The sequence below is a fragment of the Streptomyces sp. NPDC096079 genome (assembly GCF_040303145.1).
In the GTDB taxonomy this organism is placed as follows: domain Bacteria; phylum Actinomycetota; class Actinomycetes; order Streptomycetales; family Streptomycetaceae; genus Streptomyces.
Map to the genome: position 1 here is coordinate 150,697 of NZ_JBEOST010000009.1, position 24,115 is coordinate 174,811.

Sequence of the window (24,115 nt, forward strand, 5' to 3'; positions counted from 1 at the left end):
TTGTTCGACCGAACAAGTCACCCAACCGTGTCGATAGACCGGGTCGGATGTCAAGCGGGAGCTGGCCTACGTTCTCGCTCGCCGATTAGTTCCGTCACATGATCGTGTCGAGCAACACAGTCACTTGACATGATCGGGTGACAATGTCGTCTGTAGGGTGAGTGCGAAGCGACTGCTGGTCTGCGACGAAAGGCACGTTCATGACTCAGATGTCCGTTGGCAGGGCCCGGGCGATCCCCGAGCGCCCCGCGCTGCCCCTGATCGGACACGCCCTCACCTTCCCCGGGGGCTCCGACGGGCGTACCCACCTCATGAAGGAGGTCAAGGACTTCGGGCCGATCTACCGCGTCCGCCTCTTCGGGACCGAGACCGTCGTCGTCGGCGGCCTGGACCTGGTCACCGAACTGTCCGACGAGACCCGCTTCCGCAAGAACGTGCACGGGGACCTCGTCGAAGTCCGCCAGATCGCCGGCGACGGCCTCTTCACCGCCTTCCACCACGAGCCGAACTGGCGCAAGGCCCACGACATCCTGATGCCCGCCTTCTCGCTCGGCGCGATGCGCGGCTACCACGACACCATGCTCACGGTGGCCCGCTCGCTCGTCGGCAAGTGGGACAGGATCGCCGGAGTCCAGTCCGTCGACGTCCCCGACGACATGACCCGGCTCACCTTCGACACCATCGGGCTGTGCGGCTTCGGCTACGACTTCGAGTCCTTCCGCCGCAACGACCTGCACCCCTTCGTCGAGGCGATGGCCCGCGCCCTCGGCTTCACCCAGGAGAAGAGCGAGTCCATACCGGGCACCGAGATCTTCAAGCGCAAGCAGGTCGAGCGCTTCCGCGCGGACGCCCAGCTGATGTCGGACCTCGTCGACGACGTCATCCGGCAGCGCCGGGCGTCCGGCGACAGCAGCACCGACGACCTCCTCGGCATGATGCTGCACACCAAGGACCCCGCGACCGGCCAGCCCCTGGACGACGTCAACATCCGCCACCAGGTGATCACCTTCCTGATCGCCGGTCACGAGACCACCAGCGGCGCCCTCTCCTTCGCGCTCTACTACCTGACCAAGCACCCCGAGGTGCTCAAGCGGGCCCAGGCCGAGGTCGACGCCCTCTGGGGCGACACCGACATGCCCGACCCCGACTACGCCGAGATCGGCAAGCTCTCCTACATCCGCCAGGTCCTCAACGAGAGCCTGCGGCTGTGGCCCACCGCGCCCGGCTTCGCCGTCGAGCCCATCGAGGACACCGTCATCGGCGGCAAGTACGCCGTCCGCAAGGGCGAGTCCCTGATGGTGATCACCCCGGCCCTGCACCGCGACCCCGCCTGGGGCGAGAACGTCGAGCTGTTCGACCCCGAGCGCTTCTCACCCGAGCGCGAGCAAGCCCGCTCCGTCCACCTCTTCAAGCCCTTCGGCAACGGCGAACGCGCCTGCATCGGACGCCAGTTCGCCCTGCACGAGGCCACCCTGCTGCTCGGCCTCCTCGTCCACCGCTACCGCCTGGTCGACCACACCGACTACCAGCTGAAGATCAAGTCCTCGCTCACCATCAAGCCCGACGGATTCAGCCTGCGGCTCGCCCGCCGCACCGGCGACGAGCGCCGCATGCCCGCCGTCACCACGACCACGACCGCCGGCGGCAGCGCCGCGGCCACCGTCCGGCGCGCCGCCGGCACCGCCCTCACCCTGCTGCACGGCTCCAATCTCGGCACCTGCGCCGGCATCGCCCGCGACCTCGGCACCGACGGCGAGGACCACGGCTTCACCCCGTCCGTCGCGTCCCTCGACGACCACGCCGGGAAGCTGGCGGGCACCGAGGGCCCCCTCCTCATCGTCGCCGCCTCCTACAACGGCCGCCCCACCGACGACGCCGCCGCGTTCGTCGCCTCACTGGAGACCCTGGAGCCCGGCTCCCTCGAAGGACTCCGGTACGCCGTCCTCGGCGTCGGCGACCGCAACTGGGCCGCCACCTACCAGCGGATCCCCGCCCTCATCGACGAGCGCCTGAAGGCCGCGGGCGCCACCCCGCTCCTGGACCGCGGCGCCGCCGACGCCTCCGGCGACTTCGCCGGCACCGTCGACCGCTGGACCGCCGACCTGTGGACCGCCCTGCTCGACACCTACGGCGAGGCCGTCGAAGGAGCCGCCCCCGCCGCCGGACCCACGGAAGAGGGCCAGGGCCTGTACGAACTGGAGGACACCTCCGAGTCGGTCACCGGCGGCCTCGCCGACCGGCACGGCGTCCAGCCGATGGAGGTCCTCGAAGCGTACGAACTCGTCGACACCGACCACGAACTCGGCCGCTCCAAGCGCTTCCTGAGGCTTCGGCTCCCCGAAGGCGTCACCTACCGCACCGCCGACCACCTCGCCCTCCTCCCGAGCAATCCCGAGGCTCTCGTCCAGCGGGTCGCCGACCGCTTCGCCCTCGACCTGGACCGCACCGTCCGGCTGCGCGCCCGCCGCCGCAGCCGGGGCGCCCTGCCCATCGACCGGCCGCTGACCCTGCGCCGCCTGCTCACCGACTTCGTCGAACTCCAGGACACGGCCACCCAGGAGCAGATCGCCGTGCTCGCCGAGCACACCGCCTGCCCGCCCGAGAAGCAGCCCCTGGCCGAACTCGCCGACGCCGACGCCTTCCGCGAGCGGGTCACCCTCGCCGGACGCAGCCTCCTCGACCTCCTGGAGCGGTACCGCGCCTGCGAACTGCCCTTCGAGACCTTCCTGGAGCTGCTGCCGGTGCTGCGCCCCCGGCACTACTCCGTCTCCTCCTCCGCCGCGGCACGGCCCGGCGAGGTGGACCTCATGATCTCGCTGCTCGCCGCGCCCCACCGCGGGGGAGAGGGCACCTTCCGGGGCATCGCCTCCCACCACGTGCAGACGATCCGGGCCGGCGACACGGTCCAGGCGCGGGTGCTGCCGTGCAGCGAGTCCTTCCGCCTGCCCGAGGACACCTCCGTACCGGTCATCCTGATCAGCGCGGGCACCGGCCTCGCGCCCTTCCGCGGCGCCGTCCTCGACCGGCACCACACCGGCTCGACCGGCACGCTGCTCTGCTACTTCGGCTGCGACCACCCGGACGTGGACTACCTGCACCGGGACGAGTTCGAGGCGGCCGAGGCGGCCGGCGCCGTCAGCATGCGCCCCACCTTCATGCACGCCCCCGAGAACGGCGCCCGCTTCGTCCAGGAGCGCATCGCCCGCGAGAGCGAGGAGGTGTGGGCGGTCCTGGAGGCCGGCGGACGCGTCTACATCTGCGGCGACGGCCGCCGCATGGCCCCCGCCGTCCGCGAGGCGTTCCTGGCGATCCACCGCGAGCACACCGGCGCGACCGACGAGGAGGCCGTGGCCTGGCTCGCGGGCCTGGTCGAGTCCGGCCGCTACGTCGAGGACGTCTGGGCCGGCTGACGGCGGGACCGACACCGACGGCCATGGGCGCGACTGAGGGGCGCCCATGGCCGTCGTGCCGTACTCCCGTCAGCCGACGGGCACGTCCGTGAGCTCCAGCCGCCCTCCGGCGAGCGCCACGGTCGCCGATACCAGGGCCCGCAGCCCCACGTGCTCGGCGGTCTCGTCCGGCAGACAGAGGTGCTGCATCGTCAGCCCGTCGAAACCGGACAGGAAGAACCGGGCGACGGTCTCCGCGGGCTGCGCGAGCGCGTACCCCGTCCGCTCCGCCGTCTCCGTCACCAGCCGGGCCGTCACCTCTATCACCTGACGGTAGTGCCCCTGCCGGGCCTCGTTCAGCCGGGGCGTGCGCAGGGAGAACATGGTCAGCTCGGTGAGCAGCTGGTGATGGGTCGCGGGCTCGCTCATGGTCCGCCACAGCGCCCCGGCCAGGGCGGCCATGGTCTCCTCGAACCCGGCCCCCTCGGGCGCCGCCCGCTCGACCTGGACGATCAGGTCGGCGGTGATCTGGTCCATGACCGCCCGGTACAGGTCCTCCTTCGTCCCGAAGGTGTAGTGCACCGTGGCCTGCGCGACCCCCAGCTCGGCGGCGATCGCCCGCGTACTGCCGGCGGCGACACCCTCCCTGGTCATGAGGTCGATGGCCGCCTTGATGAGCTGGGGGCGGCGCTCGGCCGCGGAAACATGAGCCATGCGTCCACTATATCGACTCAGTCAATCGACCAAGTCGGCCCTGACCGGCGGGGACGGGCCAAGCATGGGGCTGCGCCGTGCTGATCGGCCGGAATTTCCACTCCCGCAGACCAGACCACGCCCCTAGACTGCGACCGCTCCAAGACCTGGAGATCATCGGGAGGGCGTGCAGGATGAAGCGAGCACTGATCGGCGCATGCGCGGCCGTGGCGTTAGTCGTGTCCGGGGGGAGTGTCGCCACCGCTTCCGACAGCGCTCCGCCACGCACCACGCACGGCCCTTGCCAGTACACGCAGACCCCGGACGAGCCGGCGGCGCGCCCCGTTCCGCTGCCGCCCGACCCGCGGCGCACCCCCGGTCGCGGCACGGTGGACATGGCGGTTCCGACCAGCCAGGGCTCGCTCCCGCTGCACCTGGACCGGGCCAAGGCGCCGTGCACGGTGCAGAGTTTCCTGCACCTGGCGCGGCACGGGTTCTACGACCGCACGGTGTGCCACCGACTGACGGCGTATCCGACGCTGAAGGTCCTGCAGTGCGGCGACCCGACCGGTACCGGTGAGGGCGGCCCCGGGTACAAGTACAAGGACGAGCTGCCGGTGGACCTGCCGCCCGCACCCACCGATCCCACCGGCACGCGCCGCCTCTACGGGCGCGGCCTGCTGGCGATGGCCAACGCCGGTCCGAACACGAACGGCTCACAGTTCTTCGTCGTCTACGGCGACTCCGCACTGCGCCCGAACTACACGGTGTTCGGCACGGTCGGCCCCGCCGGCCTGACGACACTCGACAAGATCGCCGCCGCAGGCATCGAGCCGACCGCGGAGAACCCCGCACCGGTCGACGGCACACCCGTCCTGCGGACCGAGCTGCTCCGCGTCCGGCCGTCCTGCCGGCATTGACGCACCGCGACGCGACACGACCTCCACGAGCACGCCCGGCGCCTGCGACCGCCCCGGGCGGAGAGAGCCGGGCCCCGGTCAGATCGTGACCGGGCCGTGGGGGGTGGCGAACTCGACCGAGACCAGGCCCGGTTCCTCGTCCTCGACCCAGGTGACGTCGATCTGGTCGAGGGGGTGGTCGGCCGGTTCGCCGAGGAACTCGGCGATGGGGGCGGCGTCGCCGGCGATGGAGACCCCGTGGATGGTGGTGGAGGTGCGCGGGTCGGCGCTCGGGCGCTCCTCGCCGGGGACCAGCCACTGGAGGAAGTACGGCAGTTGCGGGTCCTCCATGAGCTCCAGCAGGCCGATCTGCTTCCACCTCAGGTCGAACCCGTCGGGGCGGACGCGGTGCCCCTCGGTCGAGGTGCGGCCGAGGCGGGCCTCGACGGGGGCGATGTCGTCGACGGAGACCACCCAGCCGAGCCAGCCGCCGCCCTCGGCGGCGCGGCGCGCGACCGCCTGGCCGAAGGGTGCGCGGTCGGCGGCGGGGTGGTCGAGTGTGGTGACGACCTCGACGTAGGTGCCGCCGCTCAGCGGGAGGATGAAATTGCGGGTGCCGAATCGCGGGTGCACGCCTCCGTCGACGAACCCGGCACCGAGGGCCGATCCGATCCGCTGGACGGTCGAGACGAAGCTGTCGCGGGCCACCGCATAGGACACGTGATCAAGTCGCACGTCGGCATCATCACCCGACAACCGCTCCACATCCCGACGCCACGCCCGTCGCCCGGCCGTGTCCTCCGGGGATTCAGCCGGGGAGCGGATCGATCACCGTCATCCCGGCCGGGGAGGCCCGTTCGAAGCCGGGCAGCAGCACCGTGCCCTCGTCGAGGCCCACGACCCGCTCCCCGCACGGCGCCGGTCACCATGCCGCATGCTTGTGCCGGGCGACCTCGGCCAGGATCCTCGTCAGCTCCTTCCTGGTGCTGCCGTACGTCTTGACGCGGTGACAGTTGGGGCACAGCGCCACCATGTTCCACGGAAGATCAGGGCCACCGTCCTCAAGGGCCTGAACGTGGTCCACTTCCAGGATCGCGCTGCCGTCGTCCTTGACATCGGCCGGCTGCCCCGCGCACCCCGGGTTCTCGCACAGTCCACCGCAGCGCACGAGGACGGCCTCCCTCGACTGTTCGATCCGGGCCCGCGTCGAGGAGCCCTTGCGCCGGATTCCGCGCATCGTCGGCTCACGCTGCTCGGCAAGGGCGACCAGGCGCCGGTACTCCGAGCTTCTGCCGCGCTGTTGTTGCTCGTGGACGACGGCCGGGCTCAGGGGGAGCGCCTCCACGGTGTCCTCGACCTGTACCAGCTTCGCGGTCTCGCATCTCCTGTGTCGAAACTGGCCGGGCTGCAGTCCGCCCTTCCCGCACACGGGGCAGAGCCTGCCGTCAGGATGGTTCAGGGGGATGTCCTTCGCCGTCGAGGCGGCCACCACTCCCGCCGCTTCGGGAGGGGTGTTCTCCCTCGTGTTTCCGACGGGTGTGATCAGCGGAGCGCCGCTGAAAGGCTTCTGTTCGGCGCGGAGGACCAGGAGAGCAGCCTTCTCCTTCTCCTCGGGGTTCGTCAGAGCCTGCTGCGCCGTCTGAAGCGCCTGGGCGCTGCCGGCGAGCCGACGGTCCGCCTCCTCGTATCGATGTCGGGACTCCTGGTGCCGCTGTTCCGCGATCCCCAGCCGTCTCAGCGCGGCGGCAAGCTGTCGGGGAGTCAGTTGGTCCTTCTCGGTCGCCAGCCGTGCCGAGCCGAGCCTCTGCTCGTCGAGGGCGGCTGCTTGGCCGTCGCTGAAACGCTGTTGGCGGGCGCGGCTGAACGCGGTGAGAGCGGGCTCGAACTGCTTCCACGCGGCCGAGACTCCGAAGACCGCGGGTGAAGGCGTGTCGGGGCGAGGGACACTCGGCAGGGCAGGCGGCTGCGGCCTGGGCCTGGTACTTCGGCGCGTACGTCGGCGGGGAGAGGGCAGCGCGGGCGGCAGCTCGGGAGGCAGGAACAACGGTGTGGTGGGCACCCTCGGGGTCTCCGGTGTCTGCGGCAACATCATCCTCTGGTCAGGGCGGCAGCCGAGCCGGCCCGCGTCGTCTCGTCGGAGGCGACCCTCATCTTGCCCCGACAGACACCGCTCTCGGTCGCCTTGACCAAACCGTTGTCCCCTCTCCGGCCGGTTGGCCGTCATGGAGCGCCGCCTCGCGAAGGGCGAGCGTACGTCGTGGCCCGCCCCGCTCAGCAGATGACGCGGTACTCCTCGTCGGGGATGTAGGCCGCCCATTCACCGGGGGTGAGTGAACCGAAGCGGGTGCACAGCTCGGCGGCGAGGCGTTCGGGGGCGAGGGATTGCGTCCGTGGGCGGGTGTTGCTCGCCTGGATGTGCAGGGCCTGGCCGTCCGGAGTGAACGCGAGGGTTCTCACTCGGTCCCCGGTGGTGGGCAGCGGGGCGCCGATCACGGTGCGGGAGGGGATGTCCCACAGGCGGATGCCGCCCGACTGGGATCCGGCGGCGAGAGTGCGGTTGTCCGGGGAGAACGCGAGAGAGGTGACGGCGACCACGGTGCCGTCGGGGCCGTCCGGTTCTCCGCCGCTCAGGACACCCCGTGGGGCCTTCATGGCACCGTCGTAGAGCAGGATGCGGCCGGAGCCGTCGGCGACGGCGAGGAGGTCGCCGGTGCCGCTGTACGCCATGGCCTGCCCGAGGTCCCGTTCCGTGTGGTCGCGGACCGTCCGGCCGGTGGCGAGTTCCAGGACCGTCCCGTCGTTGAGGGCCAGCAGTGACGTGCGGGGATGGAGCGCCATCCGTGTGGCGGGCGTCCCTTCCCGCAGGGGGGTGAGCGGCTTGGCGTACGTGAGGTCCCAGATCTGCGTCGAGACGATGCCGTAGACCACGGGCTTTGCGCGGGTGTTCGCCACGGCGAGGGCATTGGGCGGTTCCTGGCCGCGGCGCATGCGTACGTCTGCCGCCGGGCGGCGGGCCTCCACGTCCCAGACCCGGATGAGGGGGACCGAGGCCGTCTGCGCGCTGAGGTCCTCCGGGAAGGCCGAGACCGGGGTGAAGGCGAAGAACCGGCCGTCCGGGCTGAACGCCGCAACGGGCTTGGGCGTCCGGTCCGAAGGGTGGCTCACGCCCGGAGTCGTGCCGAGGAGACGACCGGTTTCCGTGTCCCGCAGTTCGTAGGACAGTTCGCCTGGCGTCGTGGTCCTGGGGACCGCCGTGACGCTCCCGGTGGGGCTGGGCAGGGAGGGAGGGCTTTTCGCGTCGTGCCAGGGCGCCTTGAGGATGTCACGGGCGTTGACGGTGCGGACGGTTCGTCCGCCCATGGCCAGGTAGCGGATGACGCCGGCGGTCGGGTCGATCCGTACGTTGTACGGCTTGTCCTGCGGGGGAAGGGGCAGATTCAGCGGCATCGCCCCGTCCCACTCCTCGTACGGCTCCTGCCGGTCGGGCGCGTGGCGGGTGTTGCGCCACACCAGGAGCCGGTCGTTCGTGACACCCACGACGAACCGGGAGTCCGCGCTGAAGGACACCTCGGTCAGGCCGCGCTGAACCAGCTCGTCCAGCGTGTCGCCGGTGACGGTGTCGATGCGTTCGACGCCCTGATCGCGTAGGGCCAGCAGCGTTCTGCCGTCCGGGCTGAAGCGCAGAGAGCCGGGCCGACAGGATGGCCGGATCGCTTCCCGAGGCACGTCGAGCGCCTTGAGGGGCACCTTCCTGCCGCTGGGAACCCGCCGGATCTCGACCCGGACGCCCGTTCCGCAGCGTGCCACCAGCCGGCCGTCCCGGCTGAGGGCGACGGCCCCGTCGCCGATCCGCGCGCCGCGCAGTGTCAGGAGGGGCCGTTTGCCGGCCCGGTCCCATACCTCCGCGTAGTCCTCCATCGCGAGGGCGACCCGGCTTCCCTGCGCGGAGAGCGAGATGTCCCTGACCCCGTTCGTCATCCCGACGGGCAGCGCGTGACGGGCTCCGGCCGCTGTGTCCCACAGGGTGACGCTCCCCTGTGGGGTCGCGTCCGCGGCCCAACGGCCGTCCGGGCTCCAGACCGGCAGTCCGGGATAGAAGGGAAACAGTTCGACATCCCGCGGATCGCCCGCGCTGTTCACGGTGAGCAGGCCCCGCACTGTGGACGAGCGCGTCATGGTGTGGGTGGTCGTGTCCCACACCTGGACGCGTTCGCCCCTCTGGACGCGTACGAACCGGCCGTCCGAGCTCAGTGACGCGTGTGAGGTCTCGCTGTTGCGGACCGGCGGGGTGAAGTCCGGCTCGGAGCGTTGTCCCAGAGCCGCGAGGAGGGACGAGCGGGTCTCCTGGGTCCGGGCGAGCCGCCAGGAGGCGATGCTGAGACGTCCGGCCAGCGTGGGGGCGGTGGATCGCAGACTGGCCGCCACAGTGGTGGTGCGACGGGCGGCGTTCTGTGTGCGCTGCTCGTTCCTGGCGCTGTTCTGTTGGACGGCGATCGCCGCACCGAGCACGGACAGGGCCACCAGGGCGCTCAGGACGCCGGCGGTGGTACGCCGCAGCCGGGCCCGGGACCGCCGGGCCCGCACGCTCCGGTAGAGGAAGTCCCGCTCGTCGGGAGTGAGCGCGGCGGAGCCGCCGGCGGTGAGCAGGTCCGCGTGCCGGGTGGGTGCGAACGCCTGTGCGGCGGCCTTCAGCCCGGTGCCCCGCAGCAGCGCGCCGCGGTCCCGGCCCAGCGACTTCCACACCTCGGTGGCCTCGGTGAGGCGGCGGTGCGTGCGCAGCCGGTCCCGATCCTCGTCGATCCACCGGGCGAGCCGGGGCCAGCCGGCGATCAGGACCTCGTGGGTCAGATCGACGTCGTCCCGGTCGAGCGTGACGAGACGACTGCGGCTGAGGTCGTCGAGAACGTCGGACGCGTCCGGGCCGAGGCCCTCCAGCTCCGCGCGCGTGGTGGGGCGCTTGGTGTCCGGGGTGCCTTCCCCCGGTGTGACCAGACGGAGGAGCATGCTGCGGGCCGTTGCCTGCCGACCGTCGTCCAGGCGCGCGTACGCCGCCTCCGCGGCCTGGGCGATGGATTCTCGCAGCCCGCCGGCCTGTTCGTACGCCGCCAGCGTGAGCGTGCGGGCCTGACGGCGCCGCCACGTCTCGAGGAGCACGTGCGAAAGGAGTGGCAGGGCGTTCCGTTCCGTCGCGACGGCCTCCAGCAGGCGGGCGGTCAGGGCGCGTTCGACAACCGCCCCCCGCGTACCGGCGGGCCCGGTGATCACCTGGCGGAGGTCGGTCTCGGTCATCGGACCGACCGGCAGCGTGGCTTCTCGCATCACGACTGCCAGCTCCGGGTGTTCGAGACACCGGGCATAGAAGTCCGCCCGGACACCGAGCACGACGCGCAGCCGGCTCTCCGCCGCCCGCGCGGTCAGCAGCATCTCCGTGAAGGCGAGGCGCTCCGCCGGGTCGGCGCACACAGTGAACAGTTCCTCGAACTGGTCGACGATCACCCAGGTCTCACCCGCGCCTGTCGCGGGCACGAACGCGGACCGGTGTACGTCCACGGGGTGTGCTCCGGGCGCCAGGACCCGGATCGTTGCCGGACGCAGCTCCGTTCTCCCCTCCCGGGACGGTGCGTTCCGTCGTAGACGGGGGATCAGGCCCGCTCGCAGCAAGGACGACTTGCCGCTGCCGGAGGATCCGAGCACGGCGACCACGCGGTGCTCCCGCGTCAGTGCCAGAAGGTCGTCGCTCAGCGCCTCACGGCCGAAGAAGAGGTCCTCGTCGCCGGGTTCGAACCGTGCCAGACCTCGGTACGGGGACGGGCCGTCGTCCGCTCGCTCGCGCGTCGCCAGTTCCCCGGACACCGCGAGCCAACGGCGCTCCCACGCGTCGGGGTCCGCCCCACAGGCCGACGCATAGGCCCGTACGACAGGCAGCGAGGGCAGCTGCTCACCCGCGGCCGCCCGCGACAGCGTCGCCACCGAGTATCCGGCCCGTCGCGCCATGGCGGCGTACGTCGGCCCACCCGCGTCCCCGCGCAGCCGGCGCAGATCATGGGCCAGCCGTGCCACCGGACCCTGTTCCGGATCGAGCGGCTTCTCCTGACGCCCCACATCCCACCCCTGTCCTGCCGTCGCCCCCGACCTGCCGAGCACGCACTCAACCGGGGCCGGGGCGCGGTCGACAAGAGGGTTTCACGTCGTGACGAGAGCGGCGGGGCGGGATTGTCTCGTCGCCGGAACGGGGCTGCGCAACAACCTCCCACCGGCGAAGACTCGAAGCAACGGGGGCCGGCAGGCCGCCACTACGGAAGGGACGACGTCATGCCGTTGAGCGACGACGAACTGCGCATCATCGAGGAGAACCGCCGACGCGCCGAGCAGGAGCACGCGGACTTCCAGGCCAAGCAGGAAGCCGACCGCCAGGCCCGCTACGCGGAGGAGGAGGCCCGCCGTCGGGCGGAGGAACGGCCCCACTCCGGACCCACCTGGTAGGTCATCGGGACCGCACCCATCCTTCGCCCCACCACACTTCGAGACCTCAGGAGACCCATGAAGCAGATTCTCGGCAGAGCGGCCGGCGCCGTGGCGCTCGCCACCGCCATGACGCTCGGCCTCGGCGTCGTCGCCGAAGCCACGCCGGTGCGGGCGTCGGTGCCCGCGGCCGCGCCGGTTCCGGCGCGCGCGCCCCTTCCGGCCTCCGCGCCCGTTTCGGTGCCCGCGTCCGTGCCGGCCTCCGCGTCCGCGCGGGCCGTGTCCACGGCGAGCACCACGGTCCGGTCCTCCACGAGGGTGCGGAAGATCTACATGGGCGGCATGAACGTCTTCAGCTGCTACCTCTACGGCCGGTACTACGTGGCCTCGGGTCAGGCTGTCGCCTTTGAGTGCCTCCCGTACTCGCTCTTCATGGCCCTCCAGTGGGTGTGGGTCCGCTACTGAGCGAGCACGACGGGATCACACCCGGGTTCCACCGGCGTCGAGCAGCCGACCGGGTCACCGCAGGGGAGTGACCCGGCGGCGCCGGCGTCGGCGGACCCGTGACGGGCTTGGTGCCGCCGACGCCTTCGGCGGCACCAAGCCCTCGACGGCGAGTTGGACAGAGCCGGCAACGTCGTGGACCGGAGAGCATGCAGTCATTCGACTGTCGTCCGAGGCCTGTGCCTGAACGACCCTGGAACAGTCGCCCGTGTGCCGGTGCCGGGTGGTCGTCGTGCTCGGAGGAACCAGCCGTGAACCGTACTCCCGTCGTCTTCATCCATGGCGCGTGGCTGCACGCGCAGTCCTGGGAGGCGTGGGCCGAACGCTTCGCCGGCCAGGGATTCCTCGCCCTCACGCCCGGGTGGCCGGGGGAAGCCGCCACCGCCCGGGACACGCGTCTGTCCCCCGGGCCGCTCGCCGGCCTCGACCTGGACGCGCTGACGGACCACTACGCCGGCATCGTGAGGTCGCTCGGCGTACCGCCGGTGCTCATCGGGCACTCCGTCGGCGGACTCATCGCGCAGCGCCTCGTCGCCGACGAGGCCGGCCGGGCGGCCGTGGCCATCGCGCCGGCCCCGATCAACCGGGTGCCGTTGCCCCGGGCGCCGGTCACCGCACGCATGCCCGGCGGCGGCGCGGCCGATCCGCTCATGGCCCTGTTGCCGGAGCAGTTCCATGAGGTGTTCGCGAACACCGTGACCGCGGAGGAGTCCGGCCGGCTCTTCGAGCGCTACGCCGTGCCCGTACCGCGCCGCCTGCTGACCGACCTCGGCTGCGACGGCGCGGCACGCAGCCCGCTCGCCCGGGTGGACACCGGCAACGCGGTCCGCGGGCCGCTCCTGCTGATCTCCGGGCAGGAGGACCTGCTGGTCCCCGACGCCGTCACCCGCGCCGTCTACAAGGAGTACGGCGACTCGACGGCCGTGACCGATCTGAAGCAGTTCGCGGACCGCGCCCACTCACTGGTGGTCGACGCCGGATGGCGGTTCGTCGCCGACTACGTGCTCGGGTGGCTGGACGAGCACGGCGTTCGCCCGCTCACCGAGACGGGCTGACCCTCCCGGGCAGCTCAGGCGTCCTGGTCGCTGGGGAGCCTGCCCAGCGCGTCGCGCAGCGCCGCTCGGGAGGTGATGCCGAGTTTGGGGAAGACGCGGTAGAGGTGGGAGCTGACGGTGCGGGGGGACAGGTGCATGCGCTCGCCGATCTCCTTGTTGGTCAGCCCGCCGGCGGCGAGGTCCGCGATCCGGTGCTCCTGCCACGTGAGGGCCGTCAGGTGTGCCGAGGGGGTGGCCTGGGCGCCGGCGGTGCGCAGTTCGGCCTGGGCGCGTTCGGCCCAGGTGGGGGCGCCGAGTCGGCGGAACGTGTCGGAGGCGAGGGTGAGGGGATGGCGAGCGGCCTTGCGTCCACTGGTGTGCCGCAGGCGGATGCCGTGGGCGAGGTGGATCCGGGCGAGTTCGAAGGGGAATTGGGCGGCGGACGGGTGGGTCTCTGCCCGGCGGTACATCTCCTCGGCTTCGGTCTGGTCGGTCGCGGTCATGGCGAGGGCGCCGTAGGTGGTGAGGGCGAGGCGGGGGGAGACGTCGGGAAGGCCGGCGTCTCGTGCGGCCAGGGCGTGGGTGCGGGCCTGTTCGGCGCGGCCGGTGTGGACGGCCGCTTCGACGAGGTCGAGGAGGGTGCGGCTGGCCTGGTGGGCGTAGGGATGGAAGGTGCCTGGTGGTGTGATGCCGATGGCGTGGAGGTAGGCGGCCTCGTAGTCGCCCTCGCTGAGGGCGGCGGTGGTGCCGATGGCGTCGCTGATCTGCGCGAGGAAGCCGACACCGCGGGGACGGGCCCAGGCGTCGACGGACGCCTGGAGCTCCCGGGCGCGCTCGACCTGGCCGCGCAGGGCGGCCAGCAGGCCCAGATACGCTCGGGTGTGCTGGACGAACAGTTCGTGCCCGTGCGCCGTCGTCAGCTCCAGGCTGCGCTGCCCGGTCCGCTCGGCCTCGGCCCACTCGCCGACCGCGATCTGGTCCAGCATGACCAGGTGCTGCATCGTCATGGCGTCGGCCACGGCACCCGTCTCCATCTCGCGGTCCATCGTGCGCTCGATGAGCGGCCGGTACTGGCTGAGCATGTCGACGTGGTACGAGGCGGCACCCAGCCTCGTGATGTCCCACGGTTCCAGCCGGCGGAGATCGGAGAACGCCTGTTCCACCCGCAGGCGCACGCCCGCGCCGCGACGTACCACGTCGCCCCACGCGTCCTGGTAGATCCGCGAGTACGGGGACACCAAGTCACCCAGGGGGACCAGCAGTTCGTGCGTCCGCTCCCAGGCGGTCGCGTCACCGGCGTACTGGTTGACGGCCAGGAGCAGGTCGATCAGCCGGGTGAGTGTCTCGTCCGGCTCGTGCACCCCCTCGTCACGCATGGTCTCGATCGCCGCGAACACCTGGCGCTGCGAGGAGCGCACGTCCCCGTCCTCGAAGAACGCGACGTAGCCCGAGGCGACCACCGAGGCGGGGGACTCGTGTCCGCCCGGCCCGGTGTCCGAGTGGATCAGCTGCCGGGCCTGCCCGAGCAGGCCGGAGTGTCCGGCGACGTAGGCGGCGCTGCCCAGCCGCCTGGACCGCTCCGCGGGGCTCTCGCTGAGTTCGGCGGCCCGGGTCAGCCAGGCCACGGCGGCCATCGCGCCGCCCTGGAGGGTGGCGGAGTCCGCCGCCGCCTCCAGCGTCGCCGCGACCTCCTCGTCGGGGTCGACCGTCGACGCCGCCAGGTGGGTGGCGCGCCGTTCCAGGTCGTCATGGTGGATACGGGCCAGCACGGCGTGCGCCGCGCGCCGTGCGTTGGGGGTCGCCATCTGTACGACTGTCGAGCGCACCAGAGGGTGCCGGAAGACGAACGTGCCGCCGACCGGGTCGATGTCGAGGAGCCCGCAGGCGGCCGCCTCGTCGACGTCCGACATGCGGTAACGGGTGCCCCTGATGTGACCGGAGGCGGAGCCCGCCTCGACGCCGTCCAGGGCGCCGCGCAGCAACTCCGCGCGCACGCCGTCCCTTAGGCCCTCGATGCGCGAGCCGTACACCTGCTGGAGGCGCTGGGGCAGGGTGACGCCGCGGATTCCGAGTGCCGCCTCGGGGCCGCGTGCCTGGCGGGCGCCGCGTACGTAGGGCGGCAGCTCCAGCAGGGCCAGCGCGTTGCCACGGGCCTCGTCCAGTACCAGACGGCGGATCTGGGGGTCGAGGTCCGGGTGGCGTGCGTTCAGGAGCTCTTCGGCGGCATGCGGCGACAGCGTGGGCACGGTCAGCTCGGACAGTGCGGCGGTGTCGAAGCCCGACGGCACGTCCGAGCGCAGTCCGACGACGAGCCTCACGGAGCTGCCGGTGAGCCGGCGTCCCACGAACCCGCAGACCTCCGTACTGGAGCCGTCCAGCCACTGACCGTCGTCGAGAACCAGCATGAGGGGCTTCTCCGACGTCGCGAGCGAGAGCAGGTCGAGCACCGCGATGCCGAGGGTCATGACGGAGGGGGGCGAACTCTCGTTCCTGCCGAAGACGACGTCGAACACACGCCGGTGCACGTCGTCCAGCCGGTCGATGTGGGACAGCAGCGGGTACAGGAACTGGTGCAGGCCGGCGAAGGGGAGTTCCGACTCGGCCTCGACGCCGGCCGCCCGCACCACCCTGTGCCCGTGGGTGTGCGCGAGACCGACGACATGTTCCAGCAGAGTGCTCTTGCCCACGCCGGCGTCGCCCCTGAGGACGAGTGCCCGGCCTCCTGGTGCCGTGACGAATTCGGAGAGCACCTTCTGCTCCCGTTCACGGCCGATCATGGTCCCGCCCGTCGAATCCATCATCCCCCCACTCCCTTGACCGCCGAGTCGGTACCCGACCCGGGCGCCGCACCGGTGTACGCGGATCGCCGGCGCCATGGGGAGGGTACGTCGTCGTTCCGCCGCGCCGTGGCGGCGGGTTGCTCCGTGCGAGCCGTGCTGGTGGGGGCGTGCTGAGACACATGTCGACCTGATGTGAGGCTGGGATCGGCCACCTTCTAAGGTGTGCGCATGACTCAGCACCGCAAGGGCCTCGTCCTCGATTTCGGCGGTGTGCTGACGACTCCTCTGCTCCCCGCCGCCCTCTCCTTCGAGCAACGCGAGGGACTGGCCGAGGGGACGCTGCTCACGGGTCTCTACCTGGACCCCGAGGGAGTCCGGCTCACCGAGGAGCTGGAGCGCGGCACACTCACGCAGACCGAGTGGAACGAGGCGGCCGGCCGTCTCCTCGGCATCCCGCCTGACAACCTGATGGGCCGGATCTTCGCCGGCCTGCGGCCCGAGCCCGTCGTGATCGCCGCGGCGGCGGCCGCACGTCGGGCCGGGGTGAAGGTCGGGATCCTCTCCAACTCGGTCGGCCTGGCACCGTGGAACCTGTACGCCGGGTACGAGCTGGAGCGGCGCTACGACGCCGTGGTGGTGTCGGAGGTCCACGGGACCCGCAAGCCCGAAGCCGGGATGTACCGGCTGGTGCTGGAGGAACTCGGCCTGAGGGCCGAGGAGTGCGTGTTCGTCGACGACACCGAGCAGTACCTGCCGCCCGCGGCGGACCTGGGATTCGCCACCGCCCACGCCGTGGACCCGGCCCGGACGGTCGCCGCCCTGGAGGCCCTGCTCGGCATCCCGCTGACCGGCGACGAGCCACACGGGGTCACGGTCTGAAGGAGAGCCCCGGGGATCTCCGGCGTCAGGAGGTTCCGAGGCCGCGCAGCAGGGTGTCGACGACGACGTCCGCGGCCTGGGCGGGGGACAGCGCCGGGAACTGCCGCGCCACCAGGTGCATGAGCCGGGGCAGGAGAGCGCTCGCCCAGCCCTCCGGGATTCCGGCGCGCAGCAGGCCCTCGTCCGTGGCGCGGTCGAGGAAGACGTCGACCTCGTGTGCCAGGGCATCCCGACGGGCCCGCACGGTGTCGTCGGCGAGCATGTCGGTGAGGTCCACGGGCCAGGTGCGATTGACGCCGATGACGTTCTCCACGTACCGGTGCAGGGCGACGGCGACGGGGGCCTCGCGCAGCCGGGCGTCCTCGATCGCCTCCTCGATGGCGGCGAGACGCGCCGCGTAGACGGCGGCGAGGAGGTCCTCGCGGGAGGCGAAGCGCCGGTAGACGGTGCGCCGGTCCACACCCGCCTCGGCGGCGATGCTCGCGATGCTCGCCCCGGGGTCGGCGGCGAGCATGCGTGCCCCGGTGGTCAGTACGGCTTCGATGTTGCGTGCTGCGTCGGCTCTCACCACGCCGATCTTACCCTGGAGCTGTGACCCTTCAAGCCCTTAGTGCCTCTCCAGAGGGATGAGTCGCCTTTTAAGTACTACAGTGAAGTGACACATGAGATCGGCGGTTCGTCGTCGCTGCCCGTGCGCTGCCCGCCGCCACCCGGGCTGCCAAGGTTCGGATCGGCTGCGCCGGCGCCACCCGTCCAGGCCGCCATCGCCAGTGGCCCGGTCCTCTCGGGCGGCGCGGCTGGAAGCCGCTTGGACCGAGCGCTCGGGGGCGGGGGCCGGAGGGCCCCCGCCCCCGTGAGGGTGTCAGCGGGTGGTGGTGCGGGCGGCTCGTTCGATGATGTCGGCGACGATGCGGGGGTGGGAGACGGCCACGGAGTGGGAGGCGGTGACTTCGGTGGTGCGGGCGTTGGCGCGTGCGGCCATGAAACGCTGGGCCGCGGCGGGGATGTTGAGGTCGCGGGTGGTGACGATGGCCCAGGAGGGCTTCGTCCTCCAGGCGGCCGAGGTGGCCTTCTCCTCAAGGGCGGCCTGGGCGATCGGCCGCTGCGTGGCGGCCATGAGGGCGGCCTGCCTCGCGGGGACGTCGGCGGCGAACTGGCCGCGGAACTTGTCCTGCTGGATGTACAGGTCGGTTGCGGTGGAGCCGTCGCTCTGCTTGTACGTGATGGGATCGAGGGCGTCGGGGAGGGTGGAGCCGGGGAACTTGTTGGTGAGTTCCAGTGCGCTCTCGCCGGGGGCGGGGAGGAAGGCGGCGACGTAGACGAGGGCCTTGACGTCGGGGTCGTCCGTGGCGGCCTGGCTGATGACGTTGCCGCCGTAGGAGTGGCCGACGAGGATCTTGGGGCCCTCGACGTGGTCGAGCACCGTGCGCAGGGCGGCGGCGTCGGCCGAGGGGCCGCGCAGGGGGTTCGCGGCGGCGACGACCGGGTAGCCGTCGGCGCGCAGTTCGGCGATGACGCCGTTCCAGCTGGAGCCGTCGGCGAAGGCGCCGTGCTCCAGCACGACGGTCGGCTTGGCCTTGGCATGCCGGCCGGCGTCCACGGCCTCGGTGGTGGCGTCGGCGGACGCACCGTTGGCGGTGCCGGCGAGGGCGAACGCGCCGAGCGCGAGCCCCGCAGTGAGCGTCGAGACCACGCCCGTCACCAGTCGCTTGCGTCCACCCTTGTTGCTGACCACGGCATTTCCCCTTCAGGTGCTTCGACAACGGGTACGGAGCGTCGACTTCGCCGACTCTTCGTCACCGTTCTGATCGGTGACGAATCTGTCAGGGCGCGGCGTCACCTGTCAAGGTGGTGACGAACCTTGATCGGTGTGGAACGCAGCAACACCACCGCGTCCCGCGCGGCATGGTCGCGCAGCTCCGCGGCGGTGGGACGGTTCCGGCGGACTTCGCTCGTCCGGGTCTGGTCGTGGAGGTGCCGGCCCGGGACACGGGGCGCCGGGCCGGTGTCGCGTGCGGGGATCAGAGGCGGTCGGCGTCGACGACCGCCTGCGCGAAGGCGGTGGGCGCCTCCTGCGGCAGGTTGTGGCCGATGTCCGCGATGGTGCGGTGCGCGTAGGGGCCGGTGAAGTGGTCGCGGTAGCCGGCCCCGTCGCCGGGCGCGGTGAAGGGGTCGAGAGCCGCGTCGAGGGTGACCGTGGGGACGTGGATGGAGGGCTGGGCGGACAGCGCGCGCTCGTAGCGGTCGTAGCGGGCCTCTCCGTCGACCAGCCCGATGCGCCAGCGGTAGTTGAACAGCACGATCGCCGCGTAGTCGGGGTTCGTGAACGCCTCGGCGGTGCGCTGGTACGTGGCGTCGTCGAAGTTCCAGCTGGGGGAGACCAGGGTCCACACGTAACGGCACAGCGCGAGACGGTCCTCGACGCTCTCCATGGCCTTCTTGCCGCGGTCGGTGGCGAAGTACCACTGGTACCACCAGGTGTGCTCGACGGCCGCGGCCGCCGGTTCCAGTTGTGTCTTGCGGTGGGTGATCAGGTACCCGCTGGTGGAGACCAGGGCCTTGACGCGCTCGGGCCACAGGGCGGCGATGATGTCGGCGGTGCGCGAGCCCCAGTCGAAGCCCGCCAGGACCGCCTTGTCGATCTTCAGGGAGTCCATCAGGGCGATGATGTCGAGCGCGATGGCCGACTGCTCCGCCGTACGGGGGGTGCGGCGGGACAGGAAGCGGGTGCTGCCGTGACCGCGCAGGTAGGGGACGATGACGCGGTAGCCCAGGTCGGCGAGGAGTGGGGCGACGTCGACGAAGCTGTGGATGTCGTACGGCCAGCCGTGCAGGCAGAGGACGACCGGGCCGTGGGCGGGGCCCGTCTCGGCATAGCCGATGTCGAGGACGCCCGCCTTGACGTGCTTCAGCCTGACGAAACCCGTGTGGGTGCCGGGGGTGATGTCCGGCACGGTGGGTGCCGGTGCACCACTCGTCCGGTGTGGGGCGGCGGCCGCCGCGCCGGTCTGCAGCCCGGTCAGCGAGACGGCTGCCGCGCCGGTGCCCAGGCCGACGGCCTTGCTGAAGGTGCGCCTGTCGATCATGTGAAGCCCTCCGTCGTGTGTGTGAGGTGGCCGGCTCGCGTACGGAACACGCCCCCCGCAGCTGCGGTACGAGAGGGCTGCGGCGCTTCGGCGTGACGACGCGCGCTCTCGTACGCCGCCACCTGCCGATCAGGCGGTCGCGTACTGACGTGCCGCACGAGTCCCGGACGCGGACCGGCGCCGGCCCGGGTCTGCCCGACACGGTGCCGGCGCCGGGCCGACGCCCACATTCTGGATCGCTGCGAATGCGGACACATCAGTCAGATGACGGTCTGGCGTGAGCGGGTCGAGCGAGGCTCCCGGCCCTCGCCGGCTTGGGTCATTCGACGGATCCGCTGATCCCCTGATCCGCCGATCCTGGGCGTCGGCGGATGTCCTCGTCGGCGAGTACGCAGGCCAGGTCGACCAGCCACCCCTCACCTTGAGTAGTGCCTGGGATGTAGAGGAAAGAGCGCTATCTGCGCCACTCCTGCGCAGCAAATCAATGGAAGTGCTACATTTGAGTGACAGTTTGTCGAGAGGTTCGCACGACCGCAGCAGAGAAGAGAGGAAGCACGTGATCACCTACGACCGGCTTTTCATCGGTGGTTCCTGGGTCCGGCCGAGCAGCCCGGAGCTCCTCGACATCACGTCGCCGCACGATCGGTCGGTGGTCGCCCGGGCCGCGCAGGCGTGGCCCGCGGACATCGACCGCGCGGTCGCCGCAGCCCGCGAGTCCTTCGACCGGGGCGTGTGGCGGCTCACGCCGCCCGCCGAACGCATCGCGCTCCTGCGCCGGTTCAACGCACTGCGTGAGGAGAACGCGGAGAAGATCGCGCACCTGATCTCGCTGGAGAACGGCTCGGCGGGGTGGTTCACCCGGGCCGGGCAGCCCGGCCTGTCCCGGCAGGCCAACGCCTACCTGAAGGCCGCGGAGGAGTTCGGCTGGGAGGAGACCCTGGTGCCGTCCGACCCGTCGGCGGCGGTGCGCAGCGTGGTCCGCCGCGAGGCGATCGGCGTCGTGGCCGCGGTGATCCCGTGGAACTCGCCGTTCTCCTCCGCCACCTCGAAGATCATCCCCGCTCTCGTCGCCGGAAACTCCGTGGTCCTCAAGGTCTCCCCCGAGAACTCGCTGAGCATGGGCTTCCTGGCCGAGCTCCTGGAGCGGACCGGTCTTCCCGAGGGCGTCGTCAGCGTTCTGCCCGCGGACCGCGAGACCAGTGAGTACCTGGTGTCCCACCAGGACGTCGACAAGATCGCCTTCACCGGGTCGACGCGCGCCGGCCGCCGCATCGCCGCCATCGCGGGCGAGCAGCTCAAGCGGGTCAGTCTGGAACTGGGCGGCAAGTCCGCCGCGATCATCCTGCCCGACGCGGACGTCGCGAAGGCCGTCGCGGGCGTCAAGTTCGGCTCGCTGCTCAACAACGGCGAGTCCTGCATCGCCCAGACCCGCATCCTTGCCCCGCGCAGCCGGTACGAGGAGGTCGTGGTCGGACTGAAGGAACTGGTCGAGTCGCTCAAGGTCGGCGACCCGGCCGACCCCGGCACCTTCATCGGCCCGATGATCCGCCCCGACCAGCAGGAGCGGGTGCGCGACTACATCCGGCTCGGCATCGAGGAGGGTGCCCGCCTGGTCGCCGGCGGCCCGCAGATTCCCGAGGGACTGGAGAAGGGCAACTACGTCACGCCCACCGTCTTCGCCGACGTCGACAACTCCATGCGGATCGCCCAGGAGGAGATCTTCGGCCCGGTCCTGGTGGTCATCGCCTACGACGACGAGGACGACGCCGTCCGCATCGCCAACGACTCCGAGTACGGCCTCTCCGGCGGCGTCTGGTCCGCCCACGAGGAGCACGCCCTCGCCGTCGCCCGCCGCGTGCGCACCGGCACCGTCACGGTCAACGGCGTCTCCGTCGGCTTCGACGGCCCGTTCGGCGGCTTCAAGGCGAGCGGCATCGGCCGCGAGTACGGCGCGGTCGGTCTCGGCACCTACACCGAGTACAAGACCATCACCCTCTGAGGCGAGGTCGTGGGTGAGCGTTCTCCCCGCACCCGGGGTCAGGCCGTCGTCACGCGCTCACGCCGGACGTGGTCTTCTTGCGGGCGCGGTAGGCCGCGGCCTTGTGCTTGTTGCCGCAGGACTCCATGCCGCACCACTGGCGGCGCATGCCGCGGGACCGGTCGATGTAGACGCGGGTGCACTCGGGGTTGCCGCACTCCTTCAGCAGGGGCACGTCCGGGCCGCTGAGCAGCTCGACGGCCTGTCGGGCTACGGTCGCCAGGGCCTGCTCGGGCGTGGCCTCGGCGTGCCTGCCCCGCATGGTGAGCTGCGGCGTCACGGGGATCTTGCGCGCGGCTCCGTTGAGCAGCGCGAGTGCCTCGCGGTCGAAGTCCTCACCGAGGCGGCGGTCGGTGATCAGTCGGTAGAGGGCCTCGCGTACCGTGATCGCCTCCCGGACGTCCTTCTCGTCACCCGGGGTGATCGCGTCCACGAGCCCGGACTCCAGGTACCAGGCGTTCAACCGCTCCGGGGTCACGAACATCTCGAACCGGGTCGATCGCCGGGCCCGGAGGGTGGCCGCGAAGTCGAGCGCCGGGTGTCCACAGACGAAGGCATGGTCAAGATTCACGTCACCATCTTGACAGGTGACTCTCTCGGAAGGCAAGGGACCACCGCCCCCGACGGACGATGCCGCCGGTCGGGGGCGGGCCGACTCCACCCGTGCCTGCCGCGGTGCACACGCGTCAGGCACGGGCCGGGGCCACCTCCGCCCGGAGGTCGCGGACCGGCTCCAGCCGGATCTCGCGGCCCCGCCAGCCGCGGCGCAGCCACCGGTCGTGGCTGGCCACCACGATCGCGCCCGGACCGGTGCCCAGCGCCTCCTCCAGCTCGTCGCACAGGCGGGGCGAGAGGTGGTTGGTCGGCTCGTCGAGCAGCAGCAGCTGGGGCGGGCGCGCCACGAGCAAGGCCAGTGCCAGCCGGCGGCGCTGCCCCACCGACAGGTGCCCGACCGGCCTGCCCAGGTCCGCATCGTGGAGCAGTCCGAGCGAACCGAGCGGCACCCGCTCGGCCCCCGCCGCGCCCACCGACAGCTCGTAGGTGTCGCGAACGGTGGTTTCGGGACGGTCGAACACGGTGTCCTGGGTGAGCAGCCGCACCGTCAGGCCGCGCCGCCTGCCCACCTCGCCCTCGGCCGGGAGGAGACCGGCGAGCACGCCGAGCAGCGTCGACTTGCCCGCCCCGTTGTCGCCCGTGACCAGCAACCGGTCGGTCGCCGCCACCTCCAGGCCCCCCAGTGCCAGCCGGCCCGGGACCCGGACGTCACACAGGGCCACCAGCGGCTGCGGGCCCTCCTCGGCGCCGGCCGCCAGGTCGCCGCCGACGAACCGCAGGGGGAGAGGCGGTTCGGGCGTCTGAGCCCGCTCCAGCTCCTCCAGCCGCCGCGTGGCGTTGCGCACCCGGCGGGAGACCTGGTTCTGCACCCGGCCCGCCCGGTGGCCGTAGCCCATCTTCTCGTTGTCGACGCGCCCGCGGTCCGGGGCGACCCGGTGCGCGGTCACGCCCGCCGACCGGCGCAGCTCCTCCAGTTCCTCCTGCTCCTCGGCGTAACGCCGTTCCCATCGCTCCCGTTCGGCGCGCTTCTCGGAGAGGTAGGCGCTGTAGTTGCCGCCGTAGCGGACCGGGCCGTCCACCGCCGGGTCGAGGTCGATCAGGTCGGTGCAGACGGCGTCGAGGAACGCCCGGTCGTGGCCGGCGACCACCACGGTGCCGGGCAGGGAGCGGATCTGCTCCTCCAGGAACGAGGCGGCCCCGTCGTCGAGGTGGTTGGTCGGTTCGTCGAGGAGCAGGGCGGAGGGGCGCCGGACGAGCAGCGCGGCCAGGGCGAGCCGGCCGCGCTGCCCGCCGGAGAGCGACCCGAGGGGGCGGTCGTGCGCCACCGCGCCGAGACCGAGACCGTCCAGTACCAGGGTGGCGCGACGGTCGGCATCCCAGGACTCCCGGTCCTGGGCCTGCTCCAGCCGCCTGCCGTAGCTGTCGAGGAGTTCCCAGTGGCCTGGGTCCTCCTCGGGGACCCGGGCGAGTTCCTCGCCGAGCCGGTCCAGCTCCGCGAGGTCCTCGCGGGCCTCGCGGAGCGCCTCGTCGAGCACGGCGGCGATGGTCGAGGCGGCGTCGAACGGCATCTCCTGGTGGAGGAAGCCGAGGTCCGCGGGGCAGGTGACGCTCCCTGCGTCGGGTTTCTCGACGCCGGCGAGTACCCGCAGGAGGGTGGACTTGCCGACGCCGTTCTCCCCGATCAGGCCGATCCGGTGACCGGGGGAGGCCGTCAGGGAGACGCCGTCGAGGACGCGTCGTCCGGCCAGGTTGAGGACGAGGTCGTGGGCGATCAGGGCAGGTCGGTGCATGGGAGT

General features: G+C 71.7%; 17 protein-coding genes. 7 read left to right on the forward strand and 10 right to left on the reverse strand.

The window, feature by feature from the left end:
* Positions 1 to 200: 200 nt before the first annotated feature.
* Complete coding sequence (locus ABTY59_RS20035) at positions 201 to 3,410, forward strand: bifunctional cytochrome P450/NADPH--P450 reductase (protein ID WP_352020329.1); 3,210 nt, start codon at positions 201 to 203, stop codon at positions 3,408 to 3,410.
* A 69-nt stretch (positions 3,411 to 3,479) separates the two neighbouring features.
* Here ABTY59_RS20035 and ABTY59_RS20040 read toward each other — a convergent pair whose 3' ends face one another.
* Entirely contained in the window at positions 3,480 to 4,103 is a 624-nt protein-coding gene (locus tag ABTY59_RS20040) for a TetR/AcrR family transcriptional regulator (protein WP_352020330.1), read from the reverse strand.
* Between the two features lie 374 nt (positions 4,104 to 4,477).
* Here ABTY59_RS20040 and ABTY59_RS20045 point away from each other — a divergent pair, with 374 nt between their 5' ends.
* A complete protein-coding gene (locus tag ABTY59_RS20045; protein ID WP_352020331.1) occupies positions 4,478 to 5,002 on the forward strand; it encodes a peptidylprolyl isomerase in 525 nt (174 codons plus the stop codon).
* Between the two features lie 78 nt (positions 5,003 to 5,080).
* Here ABTY59_RS20045 and ABTY59_RS20050 read toward each other — a convergent pair whose 3' ends face one another.
* The 3 genes from ABTY59_RS20050 to ABTY59_RS20060 form a co-directional block, all read right to left on the reverse strand.
* Positions 5,081 to 5,716, reverse strand: coding sequence for a VOC family protein (locus ABTY59_RS20050; protein WP_352020332.1), 636 nt, complete (start codon positions 5,714 to 5,716; stop codon positions 5,081 to 5,083).
* 187 nt (positions 5,717 to 5,903) lie between these two features.
* On the reverse strand, positions 5,904 to 7,040 hold the full coding sequence (locus ABTY59_RS20055; RefSeq protein WP_352020333.1) for an HNH endonuclease signature motif containing protein: 1,137 nt from the start codon (positions 7,038 to 7,040) through the stop codon (positions 5,904 to 5,906).
* 212 nt (positions 7,041 to 7,252) lie between these two features.
* Entirely contained in the window at positions 7,253 to 11,083 is a 3,831-nt protein-coding gene (locus ABTY59_RS20060; protein ID WP_352020334.1) for an nSTAND1 domain-containing NTPase, read from the reverse strand.
* 210 nt (positions 11,084 to 11,293) lie between these two features.
* Between ABTY59_RS20060 and ABTY59_RS20065 the strand changes: the two genes are divergently transcribed.
* The 3 genes from ABTY59_RS20065 (at position 11,294) to ABTY59_RS20075 (ending at position 13,002) form a co-directional block, all read left to right on the forward strand.
* Positions 11,294 to 11,464, forward strand: a complete 171-nt coding sequence (locus tag ABTY59_RS20065) for a hypothetical protein (RefSeq protein ID WP_352020335.1) — start codon at positions 11,294 to 11,296, stop codon at positions 11,462 to 11,464.
* 57 nt (positions 11,465 to 11,521) lie between these two features.
* On the forward strand, positions 11,522 to 11,908 hold the full coding sequence (locus ABTY59_RS20070) for a hypothetical protein (protein WP_352020336.1): 387 nt from the start codon (positions 11,522 to 11,524) through the stop codon (positions 11,906 to 11,908).
* A gap of 290 nt (positions 11,909 to 12,198) precedes the next feature.
* Positions 12,199 to 13,002, forward strand: a complete 804-nt coding sequence (locus ABTY59_RS20075) for an alpha/beta hydrolase (protein ID WP_352020337.1) — start codon at positions 12,199 to 12,201, stop codon at positions 13,000 to 13,002.
* A 14-nt stretch (positions 13,003 to 13,016) separates the two neighbouring features.
* On the opposite strand, the gene ABTY59_RS20080 is transcribed toward ABTY59_RS20075, so the two are convergent.
* Positions 13,017 to 15,779 carry an ATP-binding protein gene (locus tag ABTY59_RS20080; protein WP_352020480.1) on the reverse strand — a complete coding sequence of 921 codons (2,763 nt, stop codon included), beginning with the start codon at positions 15,777 to 15,779 and terminating at the stop codon, positions 13,017 to 13,019.
* A 210-nt stretch (positions 15,780 to 15,989) separates the two neighbouring features.
* On the opposite strand from ABTY59_RS20080, the gene ABTY59_RS20085 reads away from it, so the two are divergent.
* Positions 15,990 to 16,640, forward strand: a complete 651-nt coding sequence (locus ABTY59_RS20085) for an HAD-IA family hydrolase (protein WP_352020338.1) — start codon at positions 15,990 to 15,992, stop codon at positions 16,638 to 16,640.
* 25 nt (positions 16,641 to 16,665) lie between these two features.
* Here the strand turns inward: ABTY59_RS20085 and ABTY59_RS20090 are convergent, their stop codons facing one another.
* The 3 genes from ABTY59_RS20090 to ABTY59_RS20100 all read right to left on the reverse strand — a co-directional run bounded on the left by ABTY59_RS20090 (position 16,666) and on the right by ABTY59_RS20100 (position 19,726).
* Positions 16,666 to 17,154 (reverse strand): TetR family transcriptional regulator, encoded by a 489-nt coding sequence (locus ABTY59_RS20090; protein ID WP_352020481.1) that lies wholly within the window; start codon positions 17,152 to 17,154, stop codon positions 16,666 to 16,668.
* A 348-nt stretch (positions 17,155 to 17,502) separates the two neighbouring features.
* Positions 17,503 to 18,375 (reverse strand): alpha/beta fold hydrolase, encoded by an 873-nt coding sequence (locus ABTY59_RS20095; RefSeq protein ID WP_352020339.1) that lies wholly within the window; start codon positions 18,373 to 18,375, stop codon positions 17,503 to 17,505.
* Positions 18,376 to 18,661: 286 nt separating this feature from the next.
* Positions 18,662 to 19,726: an alpha/beta fold hydrolase gene (locus ABTY59_RS20100; protein WP_352020340.1), complete on the reverse strand. Its 1,065-nt coding sequence runs from the start codon at positions 19,724 to 19,726 to the stop codon at positions 18,662 to 18,664.
* 556 nt (positions 19,727 to 20,282) lie between these two features.
* Between ABTY59_RS20100 and ABTY59_RS20105 the strand changes: the two genes are divergently transcribed.
* Positions 20,283 to 21,725 (forward strand): aldehyde dehydrogenase, encoded by a 1,443-nt coding sequence (locus ABTY59_RS20105; protein ID WP_352020341.1) that lies wholly within the window; start codon positions 20,283 to 20,285, stop codon positions 21,723 to 21,725.
* 49 nt (positions 21,726 to 21,774) lie between these two features.
* Here the strand turns inward: ABTY59_RS20105 and ABTY59_RS20110 are convergent, their stop codons facing one another.
* Positions 21,775 to 22,335, reverse strand: a complete 561-nt coding sequence (locus tag ABTY59_RS20110) for a CGNR zinc finger domain-containing protein (protein ID WP_352020342.1) — start codon at positions 22,333 to 22,335, stop codon at positions 21,775 to 21,777.
* A 115-nt stretch (positions 22,336 to 22,450) separates the two neighbouring features.
* Entirely contained in the window at positions 22,451 to 24,109 is a 1,659-nt protein-coding gene (locus ABTY59_RS20115; protein ID WP_352020343.1) for an ABC-F family ATP-binding cassette domain-containing protein, read from the reverse strand.
* Between the last annotated feature and the right edge of the window lie 6 nt (positions 24,110 to 24,115).

What these genes read in the sequence shown, in the direction of transcription:
- ABTY59_RS20035 (WP_352020329.1), top strand. Translation starts at nt 201, where the DNA reads ATGACTCAGATGTCCGTTGGCAGGGCCCGGGCGATCCCCGAGCGCCCC.
- ABTY59_RS20040 (WP_352020330.1), bottom strand. Translation starts at nt 4,103, where the DNA reads ATGGCTCATGTTTCCGCGGCCGAGCGCCGCCCCCAGCTCATCAAGGCG.
- ABTY59_RS20045 (WP_352020331.1), top strand. Translation starts at nt 4,478, where the DNA reads ATGGCGGTTCCGACCAGCCAGGGCTCGCTCCCGCTGCACCTGGACCGG.
- ABTY59_RS20065 (WP_352020335.1), top strand. Translation starts at nt 11,294, where the DNA reads ATGCCGTTGAGCGACGACGAACTGCGCATCATCGAGGAGAACCGCCGA.
- ABTY59_RS20070 (WP_352020336.1), top strand. Translation starts at nt 11,522, where the DNA reads ATGAAGCAGATTCTCGGCAGAGCGGCCGGCGCCGTGGCGCTCGCCACC.
- ABTY59_RS20080 (WP_352020480.1), bottom strand. Translation starts at nt 15,779, where the DNA reads ATGGATTCGACGGGCGGGACCATGATCGGCCGTGAACGGGAGCAGAAG.
- ABTY59_RS20085 (WP_352020338.1), top strand. Translation starts at nt 15,990, where the DNA reads ATGACTCAGCACCGCAAGGGCCTCGTCCTCGATTTCGGCGGTGTGCTG.
- ABTY59_RS20090 (WP_352020481.1), bottom strand. Translation starts at nt 17,154, where the DNA reads ATGCTCGCCGCCGACCCCGGGGCGAGCATCGCGAGCATCGCCGCCGAG.
- ABTY59_RS20100 (WP_352020340.1), bottom strand. Translation starts at nt 19,726, where the DNA reads ATGATCGACAGGCGCACCTTCAGCAAGGCCGTCGGCCTGGGCACCGGC.
- ABTY59_RS20115 (WP_352020343.1), bottom strand. Translation starts at nt 24,109, where the DNA reads ATGCACCGACCTGCCCTGATCGCCCACGACCTCGTCCTCAACCTGGCC.